Source organism: Amaricoccus sp. (genome assembly GCF_017993425.1).
Classification (GTDB): Bacteria; Pseudomonadota; Alphaproteobacteria; order Rhodobacterales; family Rhodobacteraceae; genus Amaricoccus.
On record NZ_JAGOMQ010000007.1, the window covers coordinates 1 to 16,711 of the forward strand.

General features: G+C 73.3%; 16 protein-coding genes and 1 pseudogene. 11 read left to right on the forward strand and 6 right to left on the reverse strand.

What is annotated here, in order from left to right; genetic code table 11:
• Positions 1-395: pseudogene (locus KBB57_RS04840) on the reverse strand (IS5 family transposase); the annotation flags it as partial.
• 200 nt (positions 396-595) lie between these two features.
• Positions 596-2,359 carry an ABC transporter ATP-binding protein gene (locus KBB57_RS04845; RefSeq protein WP_290747406.1) on the reverse strand — a complete coding sequence of 588 codons (1,764 nt, stop codon included), beginning with the start codon at positions 2,357-2,359 and terminating at the stop codon, positions 596-598.
• A gap of 135 nt (positions 2,360-2,494) precedes the next feature.
• Between KBB57_RS04845 and KBB57_RS04850 the strand changes: the two genes are divergently transcribed.
• From KBB57_RS04850 to KBB57_RS04900, 11 genes are all read left to right on the forward strand, one after another.
• Entirely contained in the window at positions 2,495-3,712 is a 1,218-nt protein-coding gene (locus KBB57_RS04850) for an aminotransferase class V-fold PLP-dependent enzyme (protein ID WP_290747407.1), read from the forward strand.
• Between the two features lie 219 nt (positions 3,713-3,931).
• The gene (locus tag KBB57_RS04855) at positions 3,932-5,461 is read left to right on the forward strand and encodes a response regulator (RefSeq protein ID WP_290747408.1); all 1,530 of its coding nucleotides are present in this window, start codon (positions 3,932-3,934) and stop codon (positions 5,459-5,461) included.
• 11 nt (positions 5,462-5,472) lie between these two features.
• Positions 5,473-6,915, forward strand: coding sequence for a sigma-54 dependent transcriptional regulator (locus KBB57_RS04860; RefSeq protein ID WP_290747409.1), 1,443 nt, complete (start codon positions 5,473-5,475; stop codon positions 6,913-6,915).
• Positions 6,916-6,986: 71 nt separating this feature from the next.
• The gene (locus tag KBB57_RS04865; protein ID WP_290747410.1) at positions 6,987-7,385 is read left to right on the forward strand and encodes a cytidine deaminase; all 399 of its coding nucleotides are present in this window, start codon (positions 6,987-6,989) and stop codon (positions 7,383-7,385) included.
• Positions 7,382-8,152, forward strand: a complete 771-nt coding sequence (deoC, locus tag KBB57_RS04870) for a deoxyribose-phosphate aldolase (RefSeq protein ID WP_290747411.1) — start codon at positions 7,382-7,384, stop codon at positions 8,150-8,152. Before KBB57_RS04865 ends, deoC begins: the two co-directional genes overlap by 4 nt.
• Positions 8,152-9,459, forward strand: a complete 1,308-nt coding sequence (gene deoA, locus KBB57_RS04875) for a thymidine phosphorylase (RefSeq protein ID WP_290747412.1) — start codon at positions 8,152-8,154, stop codon at positions 9,457-9,459. Before deoC ends, deoA begins: the two co-directional genes overlap by 1 nt.
• 358 nt (positions 9,460-9,817) lie before the next feature.
• The gene (locus tag KBB57_RS04880; RefSeq protein ID WP_290747413.1) at positions 9,818-11,017 is read left to right on the forward strand and encodes a phosphopentomutase; all 1,200 of its coding nucleotides are present in this window, start codon (positions 9,818-9,820) and stop codon (positions 11,015-11,017) included.
• 251 nt (positions 11,018-11,268) lie between these two features.
• Complete coding sequence (locus tag KBB57_RS04885; RefSeq protein ID WP_290747414.1) at positions 11,269-12,258, forward strand: adenosine deaminase; 990 nt, start codon at positions 11,269-11,271, stop codon at positions 12,256-12,258.
• Positions 12,255-12,884 carry a uracil phosphoribosyltransferase gene (gene upp, locus KBB57_RS04890; protein WP_290747415.1) on the forward strand — a complete coding sequence of 210 codons (630 nt, stop codon included), beginning with the start codon at positions 12,255-12,257 and terminating at the stop codon, positions 12,882-12,884. Before KBB57_RS04885 ends, upp begins: the two co-directional genes overlap by 4 nt.
• A gap of 30 nt (positions 12,885-12,914) precedes the next feature.
• A complete protein-coding gene (locus KBB57_RS04895; RefSeq protein ID WP_290747416.1) occupies positions 12,915-13,253 on the forward strand; it encodes a hypothetical protein in 339 nt (112 codons plus the stop codon).
• A 198-nt stretch (positions 13,254-13,451) separates the two neighbouring features.
• Positions 13,452-13,931 carry a GFA family protein gene (locus KBB57_RS04900; RefSeq protein WP_290747417.1) on the forward strand — a complete coding sequence of 160 codons (480 nt, stop codon included), beginning with the start codon at positions 13,452-13,454 and terminating at the stop codon, positions 13,929-13,931.
• A 111-nt stretch (positions 13,932-14,042) separates the two neighbouring features.
• Here the strand turns inward: KBB57_RS04900 and KBB57_RS04905 are convergent, their stop codons facing one another.
• From KBB57_RS04905 to KBB57_RS04920, 4 genes are all read right to left on the reverse strand, one after another.
• Positions 14,043-14,318: a SemiSWEET family sugar transporter gene (locus KBB57_RS04905; protein WP_290747418.1), complete on the reverse strand. Its 276-nt coding sequence runs from the start codon at positions 14,316-14,318 to the stop codon at positions 14,043-14,045.
• A gap of 112 nt (positions 14,319-14,430) precedes the next feature.
• The gene (locus KBB57_RS04910; protein ID WP_290747419.1) at positions 14,431-15,294 is read right to left on the reverse strand and encodes an NAD(P)-dependent oxidoreductase; all 864 of its coding nucleotides are present in this window, start codon (positions 15,292-15,294) and stop codon (positions 14,431-14,433) included.
• On the reverse strand, positions 15,279-16,139 hold the full coding sequence (locus KBB57_RS04915) for a glycosyltransferase (RefSeq protein ID WP_290747420.1): 861 nt from the start codon (positions 16,137-16,139) through the stop codon (positions 15,279-15,281). Before KBB57_RS04915 ends, KBB57_RS04910 begins: the two co-directional genes overlap by 16 nt.
• A 3-nt stretch (positions 16,140-16,142) precedes the next feature.
• Positions 16,143-16,709 (reverse strand): Uma2 family endonuclease, encoded by a 567-nt coding sequence (locus KBB57_RS04920; RefSeq protein ID WP_290747421.1) that lies wholly within the window; start codon positions 16,707-16,709, stop codon positions 16,143-16,145.
• Between the last annotated feature and the right edge of the window lie 2 nt (positions 16,710-16,711).

Here is a 16,711-nt window from a genome sequence, read left to right on the forward strand (position 1 = left end):
GTCGCAGACGGCGTGGAGCTTGCTGGTCAGGCCTCCTGCCGACCGGCCGAGCCGCCTGGGCTCGGGCCCCCCTTTTTCAGCGAGGCGGCCGTGCGATGGGCCTTGAGGTTGGTGGCGTCCATCATCAGGCGCGCCTGCGGCCCCTCGAGGGCGGCGAGTTCGGCGAAGATGCGCTGGAAGACCCCCTTGGCGGACCAGCGGGCGAACCGGTTGTAGAGGGTCTTGTGGGGACCGTATTCCGGCGGGGCGTCGCGCCAGCGGAGACCGTTGCGGATCACGTGGATAATTCCGCTGAGAACCCGCCGGTCATCAACCCGGGGTATTCCATGAGACTTGGGGAAAAGCGGAGACAACAGCGCCACCTCTTCGGCGGTCAGCCAAAAGCGATCACTCATGGGACTGCTCCTTTTCCCAGAATGAATCACAAATACCCTGATCAGGGAATCCCCTTAATGGGTCCTGACACTATTTGTGCGCAAATAAGCATGATCGAGATACCGCCCGTTCACATCTGCCCGGGCTCGTCCAGCAGCATCGCCGGGCGGTCGCCAGGGCGACGGGCGCGTCCCGGGAAAAGCGCCCCACCCAGGCGCCGTCACACTTCCGCCCCCGCGAACTGGAGCCGGTAGAGGTCGGCATAGAGCCCCCCATGGACCAGCAGCTCGGCATGGGTGCCCTGCTCGACGATGCGGCCGCGGTCCATCACCACGATGCTGTCGGCGTCGAGGATCGTCGTCAGCCGGTGGGCGATCACCAGCGTCGTCCGCCCGTGCGACAGCCGGTCGAGCGCGGTGCGGATCATCGCCTCGCTCTCGGCGTCGAGCGCCGAGGTCGGCTCGTCGAGGAGCAGGATCGGCGCGTCGCGCAGGATCGCCCGGGCGATGGAGAGCCGCTGGCGCTCGCCCCCCGAGAACGAGGCCTCCGACGGGATGATCATCGTGTCGTAGCCCTTGGGCAGCGCCCGGATGAACCCGTCCGCCGCGGCCGCCTCCGCGGCGGCGACGATGTCCTCGCGCGTCGCGCCCCTGCGCCCGAAGCCGATGTTCTGCGCCACCGTCCCGGTCAGCAGCACCGAATCCTGGCTCACCACCGCGATCTGGTTGCGGAGCGATTCCAGCGTCAGCTCGCGGATGTCGATCCCGTCGAGGCAGATCCGCCCGTCCACCGGGTCGTAGAGCCGCGGCAGCAGGTTGAACACCGTCGACTTGCCCGCGCCCGACCGGCCGACCAGCGCCACCCGCGACCCCGGCTGCACCCGCATCTCGAAATCCTCGAGCGCCACATGCCCGTCGGGATAGGCGAAATCGACGCTCTCGTAGGTGATGAGCCCGATCGTCCGCCCCATGGTCCGCGGCCCGTCGACGATCGAGTTCTGGCTGTCGAAGAGCATGAAGATGCGGTCGAGCGCCGCGCCGCCCGTCGCCACCGCGGCATAGGTCGAGCCGAGCCGCCGCGCCGGCGAGACCGCGACCCCGAGCCCGGTCAGGAGGCCGGTGAAGTCCGCGAGCGTGATCGTGCCCGCGCTCATCCGCATCCCCACCACGAAGAGCAGGATGCCGACCGCGACGGCGCCCAGCATCTCCATCAGCGGCGACAGCCGCGCCTGCCACTTGTTGGCCTTGACCTTGAGCCCGAACAGCCCCTCGAAGACGAGGCCGGCGCTCTCCGCCATCGGCTCCTCGAGCTGGTAGGTCCGCGCCATGCGGATGCCGGACAGGCCCTCGGTCACGGTCGAGGTCATCGAGGCGATCTGGTTCTGGGTCCGGCGCGACACCCGCCGCAGCCGCTGCCCGATGATGATCACCGGGAAGAGCGCGACGAGGAACACCCCGAACATGGCGAGCGTCAGCGGCCAGTCGATCGTCAGCATCATCCCGAAGGCGCCGACCATGGTCAGCACGTTGGTGATGCCGCCCATCAGCGACTTCACCGAGCGGCTGACGAGGCCGATGTCGGAGGAGAACCGCGCCGCCAGCCCCGCCGGCGCCTCGGTCCTGAGATGCGCGAGGTCGGCCCCGACCAGCCGCGCGAACATCGCCTTCTGCAGGTCGGTCTCGGTGCGGATCACCGCGCGCTGCACCGTGGTCTCGCGCATGTAGTCGGTCGAGGCGCTGATCACCGTCAGCCCGATCACCGCGAGCGGCCCCCAGTACATCACCGAGTACTGCCCGTTCTCGAAGGCGTGGACGATCATCTGCATCAGCTTGGCGTAGGCCGCCGTCGCGCCGGCGGTGAGGATCATCAGCCCGAGGCCGAGGATGTAGAGCCGGCGGTTGCGGCTCAGCCATTCGCGCCAGAGCCGCACGTAGGGACCGGTGGTGATCGGCCCGGGCTCGGGCTTGCGCTTGTATTTCGCCATGGCTCCCCCGCGTCGGCGCGAGGGCGTAGCACGCGGGGCGGGCGCGAAAAAGGCTCTTCGCGCATTCCCTCCCGCCGCCTTCCCTCCGACGGCCGGCCGCGATAACGTCGCCGCCGTCTTTCGGGAGCCATGCCCATGTCCCTCGCCTTCGGCCGCGACCTCCGCGTCATGCCCGGCCCCTCGGTCATCCCCGACCGGGTGCTGCGCGCCATGCACCGGGCCGCGCCGAACATCTACGGGGGCGAGCTCGCCGAGGTCACCGAGGGCGTGCTCGCCGGCCTGCGCCGGGTGGCGCGGACCTCGGGCGACGTCGCCCTCTACATCGGCAACGGCCACGCCGCCTGGGAGGCCGCGACCGCGAACCTGCTCGCTCCCGGCGAGCGGGCGCTCGTCGTCGTCACCGGCCGCTTCGGCCAGGGCTGGGCCGACACCGCCGCGCGGATGGGGATCGCGGTCGAGACCCTCGACGAGGGCTTCCGCGCCGCCGCCGACCCGGGCCGCATCGAGGACCGCCTGCGCGCCGACCGCGAGGGAAGGATCAAGGCCGTCCTCGTCGTCCATGCCGACACCGCCTCCTCGGTCCGCAACGACATCCCCGCGGTGCGCGCCGCGATCGACGCCGCCGGCCATCCGGCGCTCCTCGCCGTGGACGGCGTGGCGAGCCTCGGCTGCGACCGCCTCGAGATGGACGCCTTCGGCGCCGACCTGCTGGTCGGGGCCTGCCAGAAGGGGCTGATGACGCCCCCGGGCGTCGCCGCCGTCTGGATCGGCCCGCGCGCCCGCGCCGCCGCGGTGGATTGCCGCTCGCCCTACTGGGACTGGGGCCCGCGCATCGCGCCGGCGCGCTACTACCAGCTCTTCTGCGGCACCGCCCCCACCCATCACATCTACGGCCTCGCCGAGGCGCTGGCGATGATCGAGGCCGAGGGGCTGGAGAACGTCTGGGCCCGCCACGCCGCCTTCGCCCGGGCGGTCTGGGCGGCGGTCGAGGCCTGGGGCGCCGCCGGGGCGCTGGCCCTCAACATCGCCGACCCGGCCCGGCGCAGCCACGCGGTGACCACGGTGCGCCTCGCCGGCGCCGGTGCGCTGCCGCTGCAGCGCTGGTGCGAGGCGGAGGCGGGGCTCACCCTCGGCGTCGGTCTGGTCGGCCCCGGCGAGCGCGAGGAGGATCTCTTCCGCATCGCCCACATGGGCCATGTCGACCCGCCGATGCTCCTCGGCGCGCTCGCCACGATCGAGGCCGGCCTCGCCGCCTGCGGCCTGCCGCACGGCCGGGGCGCCGTCGAGGCCGCGGCCCGCGTGATCGCCGCCGCCCGGCCCGTCGCCGCCCGCCCGGTCGCCGCCGAGGCCTGACGGTCGAGGGGGCCTGACGGGCGAGGCGTGACGGTCGAGGCGTGACGGGCGGGCGGCCGCCCGCCCGGCGGCCGCGACAAGCGACTCTTCCCTAAATTGCATTTTGCCATTTTGCGAATCGTCGTGTATCGTCTCACGAACGACGCGGCCGAATTTCAACCACAAGGTTACGATCGGAACCCCGGCTCCGGCTCGTTGGCCCGCCGCGCGAGGATCAGGATGGCGACGCTCGATTCCTCCATGCACGCGATCGCCGCCGCGGGCGGATCGGCGCGCGACCGCGCGATGATCGCGCACGACGTCCGCTGCGCGCTGCACGGCGTCACCGGCGGCGTCGCCATCCTCGAGCAGGCGCGGCTCGATCCCGGCCTGCGCGAGCAGATCGAGCGCGTCGCCGCGGCCTCGCGGACGCTCGCCAGCGTCCTCGGCCAGCTCCTCGACGAGGCCGCGCCCGACGCCGGCGACGCCCCCGTGGACCTCGACGCCTTCCTGCGCCACCTGGCGCGCCGCTGGACCGGCGAGGCCCGCGAGCACGACGTCGAGTTCGTCGCGCGCGCCGCGCCGGACGCGCCCGCGGCGCTCGACGTCGACCCGGTCGCGCTGGAGCGCGCCTTCGGCAACGTCATCTGCAACGCCGTGCGCCATTCCGGCCCGGGCCGCGTCCGCATCGACGTGCTGCGCGGCGACGACGGCGGCTGCGTGCTGCGCGTGCGCGACGACGGGCCCGGCCTGCCGCGCGCCACGCTCGACCGCGTGATGGGCGAGCGCGGCGGCCTGACGGAGATCCGCGGCGAGGGCAGGGGGCTCGGCCTCCACATCGCGCGGCGCCTCTGCGCCGAGATGGGGGGCCTGCTCACGCTCGGCGACGCCGGCCCCGGCGGCGGCCTCGAGGCCCGCCTCGCCTTCCCGCCGCGCCTCTGCGTCCAGCCGGACGAGCCCGCGGACGCGGCCTCCGCGCCGCCTGCCCGCCGCGACGTGCTGCACGGCCTGCGCGTCCTCCTCGCCGAGGACAACCCGACGAACCAGATGGTCGCCACGCAGATGCTCGCGGCGCTCGGGGCCGAGGTCGAGGTCAGCGCCGACGGCGTCGAGGCGCTGCAGCGCTTCGAGGCCGGCGAGTTCGACCTCGTCATCGCCGACATCGAGATGCCGCGGATGTCCGGGCTCGACGTGATCCGCGCCATCCGCGGCCGTGGCGACCGGCGCGCCCGCGTGCCGATCGTCGCGCTCACCGCCTACGCGATGCGCGAGCACCGCGAGCGCATCGCCGCGGCGGGGGCCAACGGCCTGATCTCCAAGCCGATCGCCAGCATCGAGGCCTTCGGCGCGGCGCTCCGCGAGCACATCGCCGCGGGGCCCGCCGCCGCGGCCGGCGGCGCGGCCGGCCCGGAGGACGCCGACGGCGCGCCGGTCGCGGACCTCGCGATCTTCGACGCGCTCTGCGCCTCGATCGGCATGAACATGATGGCGGAGCTCCTCGACAAGGTGGTCGCCGACCTCCTCCAGGCCCGCGAGGACCTCGCCGCCGCCATCGAGGCGCTCGACCGCAAGGCGATCCGCTCCGCCTCGCACATCCTGATCTCGGTGGCCGGCGCCATCGGCGCGACCCGGCTCCAGGCCTGCGCCCGCACGCTGAACGGCGCCGCCCACGGCGACGAGGGCCCGGGCCTGTCGGCGCTGGTGCGCCGCTGCATGGACGAGATCGAGGCCGCGGTCGCGTTCGCGCGCAGCCGCCGTCCGGCGGGCTGAGGAGCGGCGCCATGCCCGATCGCGTCCTGCTCGTCGAGGATACCTCGTCCCTCTCCATGGTCTACGAGGCGGTGCTGAAGCGGGCGGGCTACCGGGTGACCTGCGCCGCCAGCCTCGCCGAGGCCCGCGCCATCTGCGCGGAGGTCCGCCCCCGCCTCGTGCTCCTCGACCTCCAGCTCCCCGACGGCGACGGCCTCGAGCTCCTCGCCGAGCTGAGCCACGACGCGCCGGAGAGCCGGGTGATCGTCATCACCGCCAACGGCTCGATCAACCGCGCCGTCGAGGCGATGCGCGCCGGCGCCTTCGACTTCCTCGTGAAGCCCTTCGACGAATCCCGCCTGATCAAGGCGGTCGAGAACGCCATCGCCACCCTCGACCCGCTGCTGCCCGACGACCACGAGCAGCGCGAGACCTTCGAGGGCTTCATCGGCCACTCCGCGCCGATGCAGGAAATCTACCGCATGGTCCGCGCCATCGGCCGCTCCACCGCCACGGTGTTCATCACCGGCGAGAGCGGCACCGGCAAGGAGGTCTGCGCCCGCGCCATCCACGCGATGTCGACGCGCGCCCGCAAGCCCTTCGTGCCGCTGAACTGCGCCGCGATCCCGCGCGACCTGCTCGAATCCGAGGTGTTCGGCCACCTGAAGGGCGCCTTCACCGGCGCGCTCTCCGACAAGCCGGGCGCCGCCGCGGTCGCCGACGGCGGCACGCTCTTCCTCGACGAGATCTGCGAGATGGACCTCTCGCTGCAGACGAAGCTCCTGCGCTTCCTGCAGACCTCGCAGATCCACCCCGTCGGCGCCGCCCGGCCCGTCCCGGTCGACGTCCGCATCGTCTGCGCCACCAACCGCGACCCGGCCGAGGAGGTGCGCCAGGGCCGCTTCCGCGAGGACCTCTACTACCGCCTCCATGTCGTGCCGATCCACATGCCCCCCCTGCGCCAGCGGCCGGAGGACATCGTCGAGATCGCCCGAGCGAGCCTCGGCGACTTCGCGGCGGAGGAGGGCAAGAGCTTCGTCTCCCTCGCCCCGGAGGTCGAGCGGCTCTTCGCCGCGCGGGCCTGGCCGGGCAACGTCCGCCAGCTCCTCAACGTCATCCGCAACGTCGTCGTGCTCCACGACGGCCCCGTCGTCCTGCCGGAGATGCTGCCCGCCGAGATCGCGCTCGGCGCCGGCCCCGGCGCCGAGGATCGGGCCGCGCCGCCGCCCGCGCCGCCGCCCGCCGCGCTGGCCGCCCTCGCGCCGCAGCAGCCGGTCTTCGGCACGCGCAACCACGTCGCCGCCCTCGTCGGCACCCCGCTCGCCGAGGTCGAGCGCGAGCTGATCGAGGCGACGATCGAGCATTGCCACGGCTCCATCCCGCGCGCCGCGCGGATGCTCGAGCTCTCGCCCTCGACGATCTACCGCAAGCTCGAATCCTGGGCCGCCGCCGGCCAGCGCCAGGCCGGCGAATAGCGCCGCCGGCGCTTGCCAATCCGTCCGGCGCCGTCCCATAGTCGGGGCCGTCCACGAGCCGGGAGAGCCCCATGAGCCTGCACGAGGTCGCGCTCGCCGCCCGGGAGAACGCGCACGCCCCCTATTCGGGCTTCAAGGTCGGGGCCGCGCTGCGCGCCGCCGACGGCCGCGTCTTCGCCGGCTGCAACGTCGAGAACGTCGCCTATCCCGAGGGCACCTGCGCCGAGGCCGGGGCGATCGCCGCCATGTGCCTCGCCGGCGCCCGCGAGATCGCCGAGGTCGTCGTCGTCGCCGACAGCCCCGAGCCGACGCCGCCCTGCGGCGGCTGCCGCCAGAAGCTCGCCGAGTTCGCCTCCCCCGACACCCCCGTCACCCTCGCCGACCTCGCGGGCGCGCGCTTCCACACCACGGTCGGCGACCTGCTGCCGGGAGCCTTCACGCTCAACCACATGGCCAGGGTCGGCGCGTGACCGCCGGGCTCCGGAACGCCGCCCGCCGCGCCCTCGTCTGCCTCGACCTGACGAACCTCGACGACGCCTGCGACGCCGACGACGTCGCCGCCCTCTGCCGGCGCGCCCAGACCCCGAAGGGCTCCGTCGCCGCCGTCTGCGTCTGGCCGCGCTTCGCCGCCCAGGCGAAGGCCGCCCTGCGCGGGACGGGCGTCCGCGTCGCCACCGTCATCAACTTCCCCGCCGGCGACGACGACCTCGACGAGGCCAAGGGCGAGGCCCGCGCCGCGATGTTCGCCGGCGCGGACGAGATCGACATGGTCATCCCCTGGCGCAAGCTCGCCGCCGGCGGCGACCCGATGATCGTCGCGGGACTTCTCCGCGAGATCAAGGATATCACCGGCGCCATCCCCCTGAAGGCGATCCTCGAGACCGGCGCGCTCGCCGACCCGGTCCTCATCGCCCGCGCCGCCGAGGCGGCCATCGCCGGCGGCGCCGACTTCCTCAAGACCTCGACCGGCAAGACCCCCGTCGGCGCGACGCCCGAGGCTGCGCGCATCCTGCTCGGGACCATCGCGCGCCTCGACCGCGGCGTCGGCTTCAAGGCCTCCGGCGGCGTCCGCACCGTCGCCCAGGCCGCCGAATACCTCGCGCTCGCGGATACGATCCTCGGCGCCGGCTGGGCCGGCCCCCGGCACTTCCGCATCGGCGCCTCCGGCCTCCTCGACGCGATCCTCGCCGAGCTCGGCGTGGCGGACGACCCGATGGAGGGGGACGAGGCCTACTGATGCTGCCGCAGGAGATCATCGTCGCCAAGCGCGACGGCGGGACCCTCTCCGCCGCGCAGATCCGCTTCATGGTCGAGGGCCTGACCTCCGGCGCGATCACCGAGGGCCAGGCCGCCGCCTTCGCCATGGCCGTCTTCTTCCGCGGCATGTCGACCGACGAGCGCGTCGCCCTCACGCTGGCCATGCGCGACAGCGGCGAGGTGCTGCGCTGGGACCTGCCCGGGCCGGTCGTCGACAAGCACTCCTCCGGCGGCATCGGCGACAACGTCTCGCTGATGCTCGCCCCCGCGCTCGCCGCCTGCGGGGCTTACGTCCCGATGATCTCCGGCCGCGGGCTGGGGCATACCGGCGGCACCCTCGACAAGCTCGACGCGATCCCCGGCTACGTCACCCAGCCGGACGCCGCCACCTTCCGCCGCGTCGTCGCCGAGGTCGGCTGCGCGATCATCGGCCAGACCGCCGACCTCGCCCCCGCCGACAAGCGGCTCTACGCCATCCGCGACGTCACCGGCACCGTCGAGTCGATCGACCTCATCACCGCCTCGATCCTGTCGAAGAAGCTCGCCGCCGGCCTCGACGCCCTCGTCCTCGACATCAAGGCCGGCTCCGGCGCCTTCATGGCCACCCGCGACGACGCCCGCGCGCTCGCCCGCAGCCTCGTCGACGTCGCCAACGGCGCCGGCTGCCGCACGGTCGCCCTCGTCACCGACATGAACGAGCCGCTGGCCTCCGCCGCCGGCAACGCCGTCGAGGTGGCGAACGCCATCCGCTTCCTGACCGGCGAGGAGATCGACGGCCGGCTCTGGGACGTCACCCTCGCCCTCGGCGGCGAGCTCCTCGCGCTCGCCGGCCTCGCCGCCGATCCCGCGGAGGGCGCCCGCCGCATGGCCGGGGTCTTCGACAGCGGCGCCGCGGCCGAGCGCTTCGCCCGCATGGTCGCCGCCCTCGGCGGGCCGCGGGACATCCTCGAGAACCACCACCGCCACCTCCGCCGCGCGCCCGTGATGGGCGACGTCGCCGCGGGGCAGGGCGGCCACGTCGCCGCCATCGACGGCCGCGCCCTCGGCTACGCCGTCGTCGAGCTCGGCGGCGGCCGCCGCCGCGCCGCCGACGACATCGACCATTCCGTCGGCTTCGAGGGCCTCGTCGGCCTCGGCGCCGTGGTCGAGCCCGACACGCCCATCGCCCGCCTCCACGCCGCCGACGAGGCCGCCTTCGCCCGCGCCGCCGACCGCCTCCGCCTCGCCTACCGCATCGAGGGCCGCGCCCCCGACGAGGGCGCGCTCATCGTCGAGCGGATCGCGTGACCGCGCCCGCCCACCGCCGCACGGCCGCTGGGCCGCGCCCGCATCGCGGAGCGGGTCGCAGGACCGCCCCCGCCCGGACCGCCGAGCCCGCGTCGCGCCCGCCGCGCGGACCGCGCCCCGGGCCTCGGCGCGCGCGTCGCGGAGCGGATCGCGCGACGGTCCCCGCCCCCACGCGGCCCCCGGCCACGGCGCACAGGATTTCATTCAGGTTTGCTAACCTGGAGAGCAGTCGTTTTCCGCCAACAGGCGGAAAAAAAACAAAAAGACCCTGCGCGCACCTGCGCGCTCCTCTTGGCGGCAAAGGCCGCCTCCCCCGGCCGGCCCCGGGCGATCCCGCTCCGGCCCGGGACGCCGCCTGATGCCCCGCGCCGCGCTCCTCGTCCTCGACTCGGTCGGCTGCGGCGGCGCCCCCGACGCCGCCGCCTTCGGCGACGAGGGCGCGAACACCCTCGGCCACATCGCGCTCGCCTGCGCCGGAGGCCGCGCCGAGGACGGCCGCTCCGGCCCGCTCCACGTCCCCAACCTCGCCGCCCTCGGCCTCGGCCCGGCGATCCGTCTCGCCTCCGGCCTCGAGACCGGCCTCCCCGACACCGCGAACGGCCTCTGGGGCGCCGCCACCGAGATCTCCCGCGGCAAGGACACCCCCTCCGGCCACTGGGAGCTCGCCGGCGTCCCCGTCCCCTGGGAGTGGCATTACTTCCCCCGCACCGATCCGGCGATCCCGCCCGAGGTCCTCGACCCGCTGATCGCCCGCGCCCACCTTCCGGGCACGCTCTGCAACGCCCATTCCTCCGGCATGCCGGTGATCCGCCGCTTCGGCGCGGAGCACATCGCCACCGGCAAGCCCATCCTCTACACCTCCGCCGACAGCGTCCTTCAGATCGCCGCCCACGAGACGCGTTTCGGCCTCGACCGCCTCTACGAGACCTGCAGCATCGCCGCCGGGATCGTCCACCCGCTGCGCGTCGGCCGCGTCATCGCCCGCCCGTTCACCGGCGAGACCCCGGAGACCTTCGTCCGCACGGCGAACCGCCGCGACCTCGCCATCCCGCCGCCCGAGCCGACCATCCTCGACCGCGTAGTGGCGGCCGGCGGCCGCACCCACGCCGTCGGCAAGATCGGCGACATCTTCGCCCACCGCGGCATCACCACGCTGGCCAAGGGCAAGGACGACATGGCGCTCCTCGACGCCACCCTCGCGGCGCTCGACGCGGCCGGGGACGGCGACCTGATCTTCGCCAACTACGTCGACTTCGACACCCTATGGGGCCACCCCCGCGACGTCTCCGGCTACGCCCGCGCGCTCGAGGCCTTCGACGCCCGCCTGCCCGAGATCCTCGCCCGCCTCCGCCCCGACGATCTGCTGATCCTGACGGCGGACCACGGCAACGACCCGACGCATCCCGGCGCCGACCACACCCGCGAGCGCGTCCCCGTCCTCGCCCTCGGCCCCGGCGCGCCGGCCCCCCTCGGCCTCATCGCCTTCGCCGACGTCGCCGAGACCATCGCCCGCCACCTCGGCCTGCCTCCCGGCCGCCACGGAACCCCCCGCCCGTGACCCCGCGCCGCCAACCGCCGCTGCATTTCTGGCTGCCGCCACCGCCCGCCGCAGCGAGGCCGGCGCCAGGATCCGCGCCCGTCACGCGCTTTCGCGGCCTGCCGCCGGATCCCCGCGGGACCGTCCGCCCATGACCGCCCCCGCGCCACGACAGCGGGCCGCCGCCTCCCGTCCCTCGGCCTCCGCGCGGGCCGTCCCATGAGCGCCTGCCGCACCCTCCGCCTACTGCTCCGCCGTCCCGCGGCCCGCCGATGACCGCGCCCGGCGACTGGACCGCCCTCCCGAAGGTCGAGCTGCACCTCCACCTCGAAGGCGCCGCGCCGCCCGCCTTCATCCGCACGCTCGCCGCCGAGAAGCACATCGACCTCTCGCGCCTCTTCACCCCCGACGGCGCCTACCGCTGGTCCGACTTCGCCGGCTTCCTGCGCACCTACGAGGCCGCCTGCTCCGTCCTCGCCACGCCCGACGACTTCCGCCGCCTCGTGGCCGCCGTCCTGCAAACCTCCGCCGCCCAGGGCGTGATCTACGCCGAGCTCTTCCTCGCCCCCGACCTCTGCGCCGCCGGCGACCCCGCCGCCTGGCCCGACTTCCTCGCCGCCATGGGGCAGGGGGCCGACGCCGTCCCCGCGGTCGAGGCCCGCTTCATCCCCGTCGCCATCCGCCACCTCGGCCGCGACCGCGCCGAGCGCGCCGCCCGGACCGTCGCCGCCACCCCCCACCCCCGCGTCACCGGCTTCGGCCTCGCCGGCGAGGAACGCGTCGGCCACCCTTCCGACTACGCCCGCGCCTTCGCCGCCGCCGCCGAGGCCGGGCTCGGCCTCACCGCCCATGCCGGCGAGGTCGCCGGCCCCGAGAGCGTCGCCGCGGTCCTCGACTGCCTGCCGGTCACCCGCATCGGCCACGGCGTCCGCGCCATCGAGGACCCCGCCCTCGTCCGCCGCCTCGCCGCCGAGGAGATCCTCCTCGAGGTCTGCCCCGGCTCCAACCTCGCCCTCGGCCTCTACCCCGACTGGCCCTCCCACCCGGTCGCCCGCCTGCGCGCCGCCGGCGTCCGCGTCAGCCTCTCGACCGACGACCCGCCCTACTTCCACACCACGCTGTCCGCCGAGTACGCCGCCCTCGCGCAGGCCTTCGGCTGGACCCCGGCCGACCTCGCCGCCCTCAACCGCGACGCGCTCGCGGGCGCCTTCTGCGACGACGCGACCCGCGCCCGCCTCCTCGCCCGCCTGGAGAGAGAATGACCCAGCTCACCATCGTCGACCACCCGCTCGTGCAGCACAAGCTGACGCTGATGCGCGACCGCGAGACCTCCACCGCCGGCTTCCGCCAGCTCCTGCGCGAGATCTCGCTGCTCCTCGCCTACGAGGTCACCCGCGACCTGCCCATGACGACCATGGAGGTCGAGACGCCCCTCCAGCGCATGGAGGCCCCGACGCTCCTCGGCAAGAAGCTGGCGCTGATCTCGATCCTGCGCGCCGGCAACGGCCTCCTCGACGGCGTGCTCGAGCTGATCCCCTCGGCCCGCGTCGGCTTCATCGGCCTCTACCGCGACGAGAAGACCCTCCAGCCGGTGCAATACTACGACAAGGTCCCCGCCGACCTCCACGAGCGCGTCACCATCGTCCTCGACCCGATGCTCGCCACCGGCAACTCCTCCGCCGCCGCCGTGACGCTGCTGAAGGAGAAGGGCGCCACCGACATCCGCTTCCTCTGCCTCCTCGCCGCCCCCGAGGGCGTGAAGCGCATGGCCGAGGCCCACCCCGACGTCCGCGTCGTCACCGCCGCCCTTGACGAGCGCCTGAACGAGAAGGGCTACATCATGCCCGGGCTGGGCGACGCGGGGGACCGGATGTTCGGGACGAAGTAGCTGTCGATCAGCTGCACGCCAGGAGGGCGCATGGATTCTGAACAGAGAGACAGTTTTCTGAAGGATGAGTATATACTTCTTCAAAATCTCTACGAAGATTACGATCGTCGATCCATAACTATAAAAGGATGGGTCGCCAGCGGCGCAATAGTTGCGATTGCCCTAGGATTCAATGAGTCGTATAGTTTGAATTATCTCATCCCAATAGCTGTAGCTATTGTCACGATCTCAATCTGGTACGTTGAAACCTACTGGAAGATGTTCCAAGCGGCTCTACGCCCCAGGATCAAAGTGATCGAGGCACACTTTCGATCAGATCCATACAGGATCTTCCCTGATCCAGCGCCGTTCCAGAGCTACGATTGGTAGTTCAGGGGCTATAAAACGTACTATCCGGTGGTTTCTGAAGGAGATCGCGAGAAGTACTGGAAAGAGCAAAGCAATCCGTGGCGTGTCGCTTTCCAGCCCTTTGTTATGATACCATACGCGCCGATATGCGTCGTGTGCGCGGTTAGCTCAATGATTCTCATCTTTGGAAGCCAGTAGATACGCGCCGAGGAGACGGCTATGCACCTCGAAGGCTCCTGCCACTGCGGCGCCGTCCGCTTCGCGGTCGAGGCGCCGCATCCCTATCCGTTCCTGCTCTGCTACTGCTCGATCTGCCGCAAGACCGCGGGAACCGGCGGCTTCGCCATCAACCTCGGGGCCGAGGCGGCGTCGCTGAAGGTCGAGGGCGAGGCGGAGGTCCGCCGCTTCCACGCCGTCCTCCACGACGAGGGCGACGCGCTCAGCCCCGGCGAGCGGGCGTTCTGCGGCCGCTGCGGCACGGCGCTCTGGGTCTGGGACCCGCGCTGGCCGGAGCTGATCCACCCCCACGCCGGCGCCATCGACACGCCCCTGCCGGTCCCGCCCGAACGCACCCACCTCATGCTGGCCGGCCGCCCGGCCTGGGTCGAGCCCTGCCTCGGCCCCAAGGACCGCAGCTTCGACCGCTACCCCGACGAGAGCCTCGCCGAGTGGCACCGCCGCCTCGGCCTCGAGGGCTGACGGCGGAGACGAAGAAGCGGCGTGGCTGGCGTTTCGCCGGGATTCCGGCGCCTTCAGCAGGCGCCCGCGCAGGCGGGCGCGTCGGAGCCGCAGCCCGAAGCGCCGATAGCCTCAGGCCCGCGGCCGGCGCAGGTCCCGCAGCTTCAGCGCCAGCAGCACGGCGACGAGCAGCAGCGTCACCCCGTTGGAGAGGATCACCGGCAGCTGGCCGGTCCCGACGCCGTAGAACGTCCAGAGCAGGATGCCGGCCGACAGCACGAGCAGCATCGGCAGGTTCAGCCCCTCGGTCGAGCGGCTCCGCCAAGTCTGCACGACCTGGGGCAGGAAGGCGAACGTCGTCAACGCGGCGGCGACCAGACCGATCACCTCGTACAGGGCGGACATCATGGATGAACCCGAAACAGGAAGGCCAACAGGAATGGCATTCTTGCACCGGTGTCGCCGCCGCGCCACTCGGCGTTTTTGCAGACCCGCCTTGCGCCAGACGCATGACGGCCCGTCAGGCGGGCGGCGCCGCCTCCTCCGGCGGCCCGAACAGCGCATCGAGAAACCCCGCCAGCCGCGCCGCGCCCCCCGGCCGCCAGCCGAGCGCCCGCAGCCGCTCCGTCGCCATCTCCCCCGGCGCCGGCCCCGGATCCGGCCCGGGCGGCGCTCCCGCCGCCCCCGTCCGCGCCTGCACCGCCGCCAGCAGATCGCCCCGGTCGACCATCAGGTCCGAGACGTTGAACGCCCCCTCCGCCGCCGGCCGCGCCAGCATCAGCACGACCGCCGCCGCAAGGTCGTCGCCATGCACCTCCGTCGCCCGCCGCGGCGCCACCGGCCGCCCCGCCAGATACTCCGCGAAGAGCCCCGTCCACTTGTGCGTCGCCGCCCCGGGCGCGAGCCCATAGACCCCCGTCGCCCGCAACGCCACGCCCCCCGGCGCCGCCAGGACCGCGGCCTCCACGTCGCGCTTCATCGCCCCGTAGAGCGAATCCGGCGCCAGCGCATCGTCCTCCCGCAGCGCCTCCCCGCGTCGCCCGTCCCCATAGACGGCCCGGCTCGACAGGAACACCACCCGCCGCACGCCCCCCGCCCGCGCCGCCGCCACGAGCGCCAGCGAGCCGCCGAGGTTCGCCGCGAGGAACCCCTCCGCATCCTCGCCCTCGCCGCCGCGATAGCGTCCCGACACATGCGCGAAGGCGAGATGCACCAGCGCCTCGGCCCGGGGCAGGGGGCCCGCGTCCCCCAGCGCCCAGCGCGCCCATTCCCCCGCCGCCGGCGGTCGCCGCGCCAGATGCACGACCTCGTGCCCCGCCGCCGCCAGCGCCGGCGCCACGAAGGCCCCGACCTGCCCGGAGCCGCCGGTCAGGAGGACGCGCACGCGTCCGGTCCGGGCAGGGCGTCGATGTCCGGGATCTCCCCGCCGTCATGGAAGGCCCGCCACAGCGCGATCAGCGGCGCGAGCCGCCCGGCCTTCGGGTTCGCCGGGTCCCAGGGCTTCTCGTACTGGAAATGCACCACGTTCGCGAGCCGCCAGTCCCACAGCTCCGGCAGGTTCAGCCACACGTATTGCAGCAGGTTGTCGTAGACCGGCAGCCCCTGCCAGCGCGGGAAGAACGCCTCGAGGAACGTCTGGTCCGTCCGCCGCCACACCGCCCCCGGCGCGTCGAGCCGCGCCAGCATCGCCGCGAAGGTCGCCGTCGACGGCCGCGCCGCGAACACCCCCGAGTTCAGCCGCCGGAAATCCGTCACGCTCTCGTAGACGTTCGGCGCCGCCGAGAACTCGGGATAGTCGAGCAGCCGGTCGATCGGCCGCAGCACGATCGTGTCGGCGTCGAGGAACACCACCCGCTCGTAGGGCAGCTGCCACAGCCGCAGCTTGACGAAGTTGTCGAGCGGCGTGTGGAACGCCGGCTTCTCGCCCTTGGTGAAGGGCGCCCGCTCATGCACCGCCCGCCGCGAATGCGCCGCGTTGAACCCTTCCGAGGTCGGCAGCAGGTCGGCCTCCGCCAGCCGCGCCCCCAGCGCCGCCAGCGGCGCGAGCGCCCCCGCCGCCACCGCCGGCGTGTGCATCGCCACCACATCCGCCGCCGTCCCGGTCCGCACCAGCGAGCGCACCAGCGCCAGCGCCCCGGGCAGGTAATCCGCATTGGTCACCAGCGTCACGAACGCCGCCGATCCCCCCGGCGCCCCCTCGAGCGCCGGCGCCCCGTCACCGCCCGCCACGGCTCAATCCGCCCACAACGCCGACAGCGGAAACCCCACCGCATCGAACGGCGCCGCCCGCACCTCGTCGTCCTCCTTCAGCGCGGCGACCAGCGTCCACGCCCCCTCCCGCAGCGCGAACGCCTCCAGCGTCCGCGCCAGCGGATCGACGAGCCACAGATGCGCCACCCCGGCCGCCCCGTAGAGCCGCCGCTTGTCCGTCAGGTCGATCCGCCGCGTCCCCGGGCTCAGGACCTCGCACACCCAGTCTGGCGCGATCTCCGTCCAGGCCGTGGAGGGGAGCCGGTGCATCCGCTCGCGCCGCCAGCCCGCCAGATCGGGCACCAGCACGTCGTCGCCGAGATGGAGCTCCGGCTCCACAAGGATGATCCACCCGCCCGGTCCCCCCCGTCCCTTGCCGAACGGAGAGACGATCTCGTCGCCGAGCGAGGTGGCCGCGTAGGCGTGCAAGAGGGCAGGGCGGGGATGCACATGCAGCGCCCCCTCTATCAACTCCGCGACCATATGCTCCGGCGCGTCGAGCACGTCCTGATAGGTCGCGGGCCGGGGAGCGGGGGCGTGCCGGTTCATCG

Excerpts from the sequence above, each read along its gene's own strand:
- KBB57_RS04855 (WP_290747408.1), top strand. The coding sequence starts at position 3,932 with ATGGCGACGCTCGATTCCTCCATGCACGCGATCGCCGCCGCGGGCGGA.
- KBB57_RS04865 (WP_290747410.1), top strand. The coding sequence starts at position 6,987 with ATGAGCCTGCACGAGGTCGCGCTCGCCGCCCGGGAGAACGCGCACGCC.
- KBB57_RS04900 (WP_290747417.1), top strand. The coding sequence starts at position 13,452 with ATGCACCTCGAAGGCTCCTGCCACTGCGGCGCCGTCCGCTTCGCGGTC.
- deoA (WP_290747412.1), top strand. The coding sequence starts at position 8,152 with ATGCTGCCGCAGGAGATCATCGTCGCCAAGCGCGACGGCGGGACCCTC.
- KBB57_RS04880 (WP_290747413.1), top strand. The coding sequence starts at position 9,818 with ATGCCCCGCGCCGCGCTCCTCGTCCTCGACTCGGTCGGCTGCGGCGGC.
- KBB57_RS04845 (WP_290747406.1), bottom strand. The coding sequence starts at position 2,359 with ATGGCGAAATACAAGCGCAAGCCCGAGCCCGGGCCGATCACCACCGGT.
- KBB57_RS04895 (WP_290747416.1), top strand. The coding sequence starts at position 12,915 with ATGGATTCTGAACAGAGAGACAGTTTTCTGAAGGATGAGTATATACTT.
- KBB57_RS04905 (WP_290747418.1), bottom strand. The coding sequence starts at position 14,318 with ATGATGTCCGCCCTGTACGAGGTGATCGGTCTGGTCGCCGCCGCGTTG.
- upp (WP_290747415.1), top strand. The coding sequence starts at position 12,255 with ATGACCCAGCTCACCATCGTCGACCACCCGCTCGTGCAGCACAAGCTG.
- KBB57_RS04860 (WP_290747409.1), top strand. The coding sequence starts at position 5,473 with ATGCCCGATCGCGTCCTGCTCGTCGAGGATACCTCGTCCCTCTCCATG.
- KBB57_RS04850 (WP_290747407.1), top strand. The coding sequence starts at position 2,495 with ATGTCCCTCGCCTTCGGCCGCGACCTCCGCGTCATGCCCGGCCCCTCG.
- KBB57_RS04885 (WP_290747414.1), top strand. The coding sequence starts at position 11,269 with ATGACCGCGCCCGGCGACTGGACCGCCCTCCCGAAGGTCGAGCTGCAC.
- KBB57_RS04920 (WP_290747421.1), bottom strand. The coding sequence starts at position 16,709 with ATGAACCGGCACGCCCCCGCTCCCCGGCCCGCGACCTATCAGGACGTG.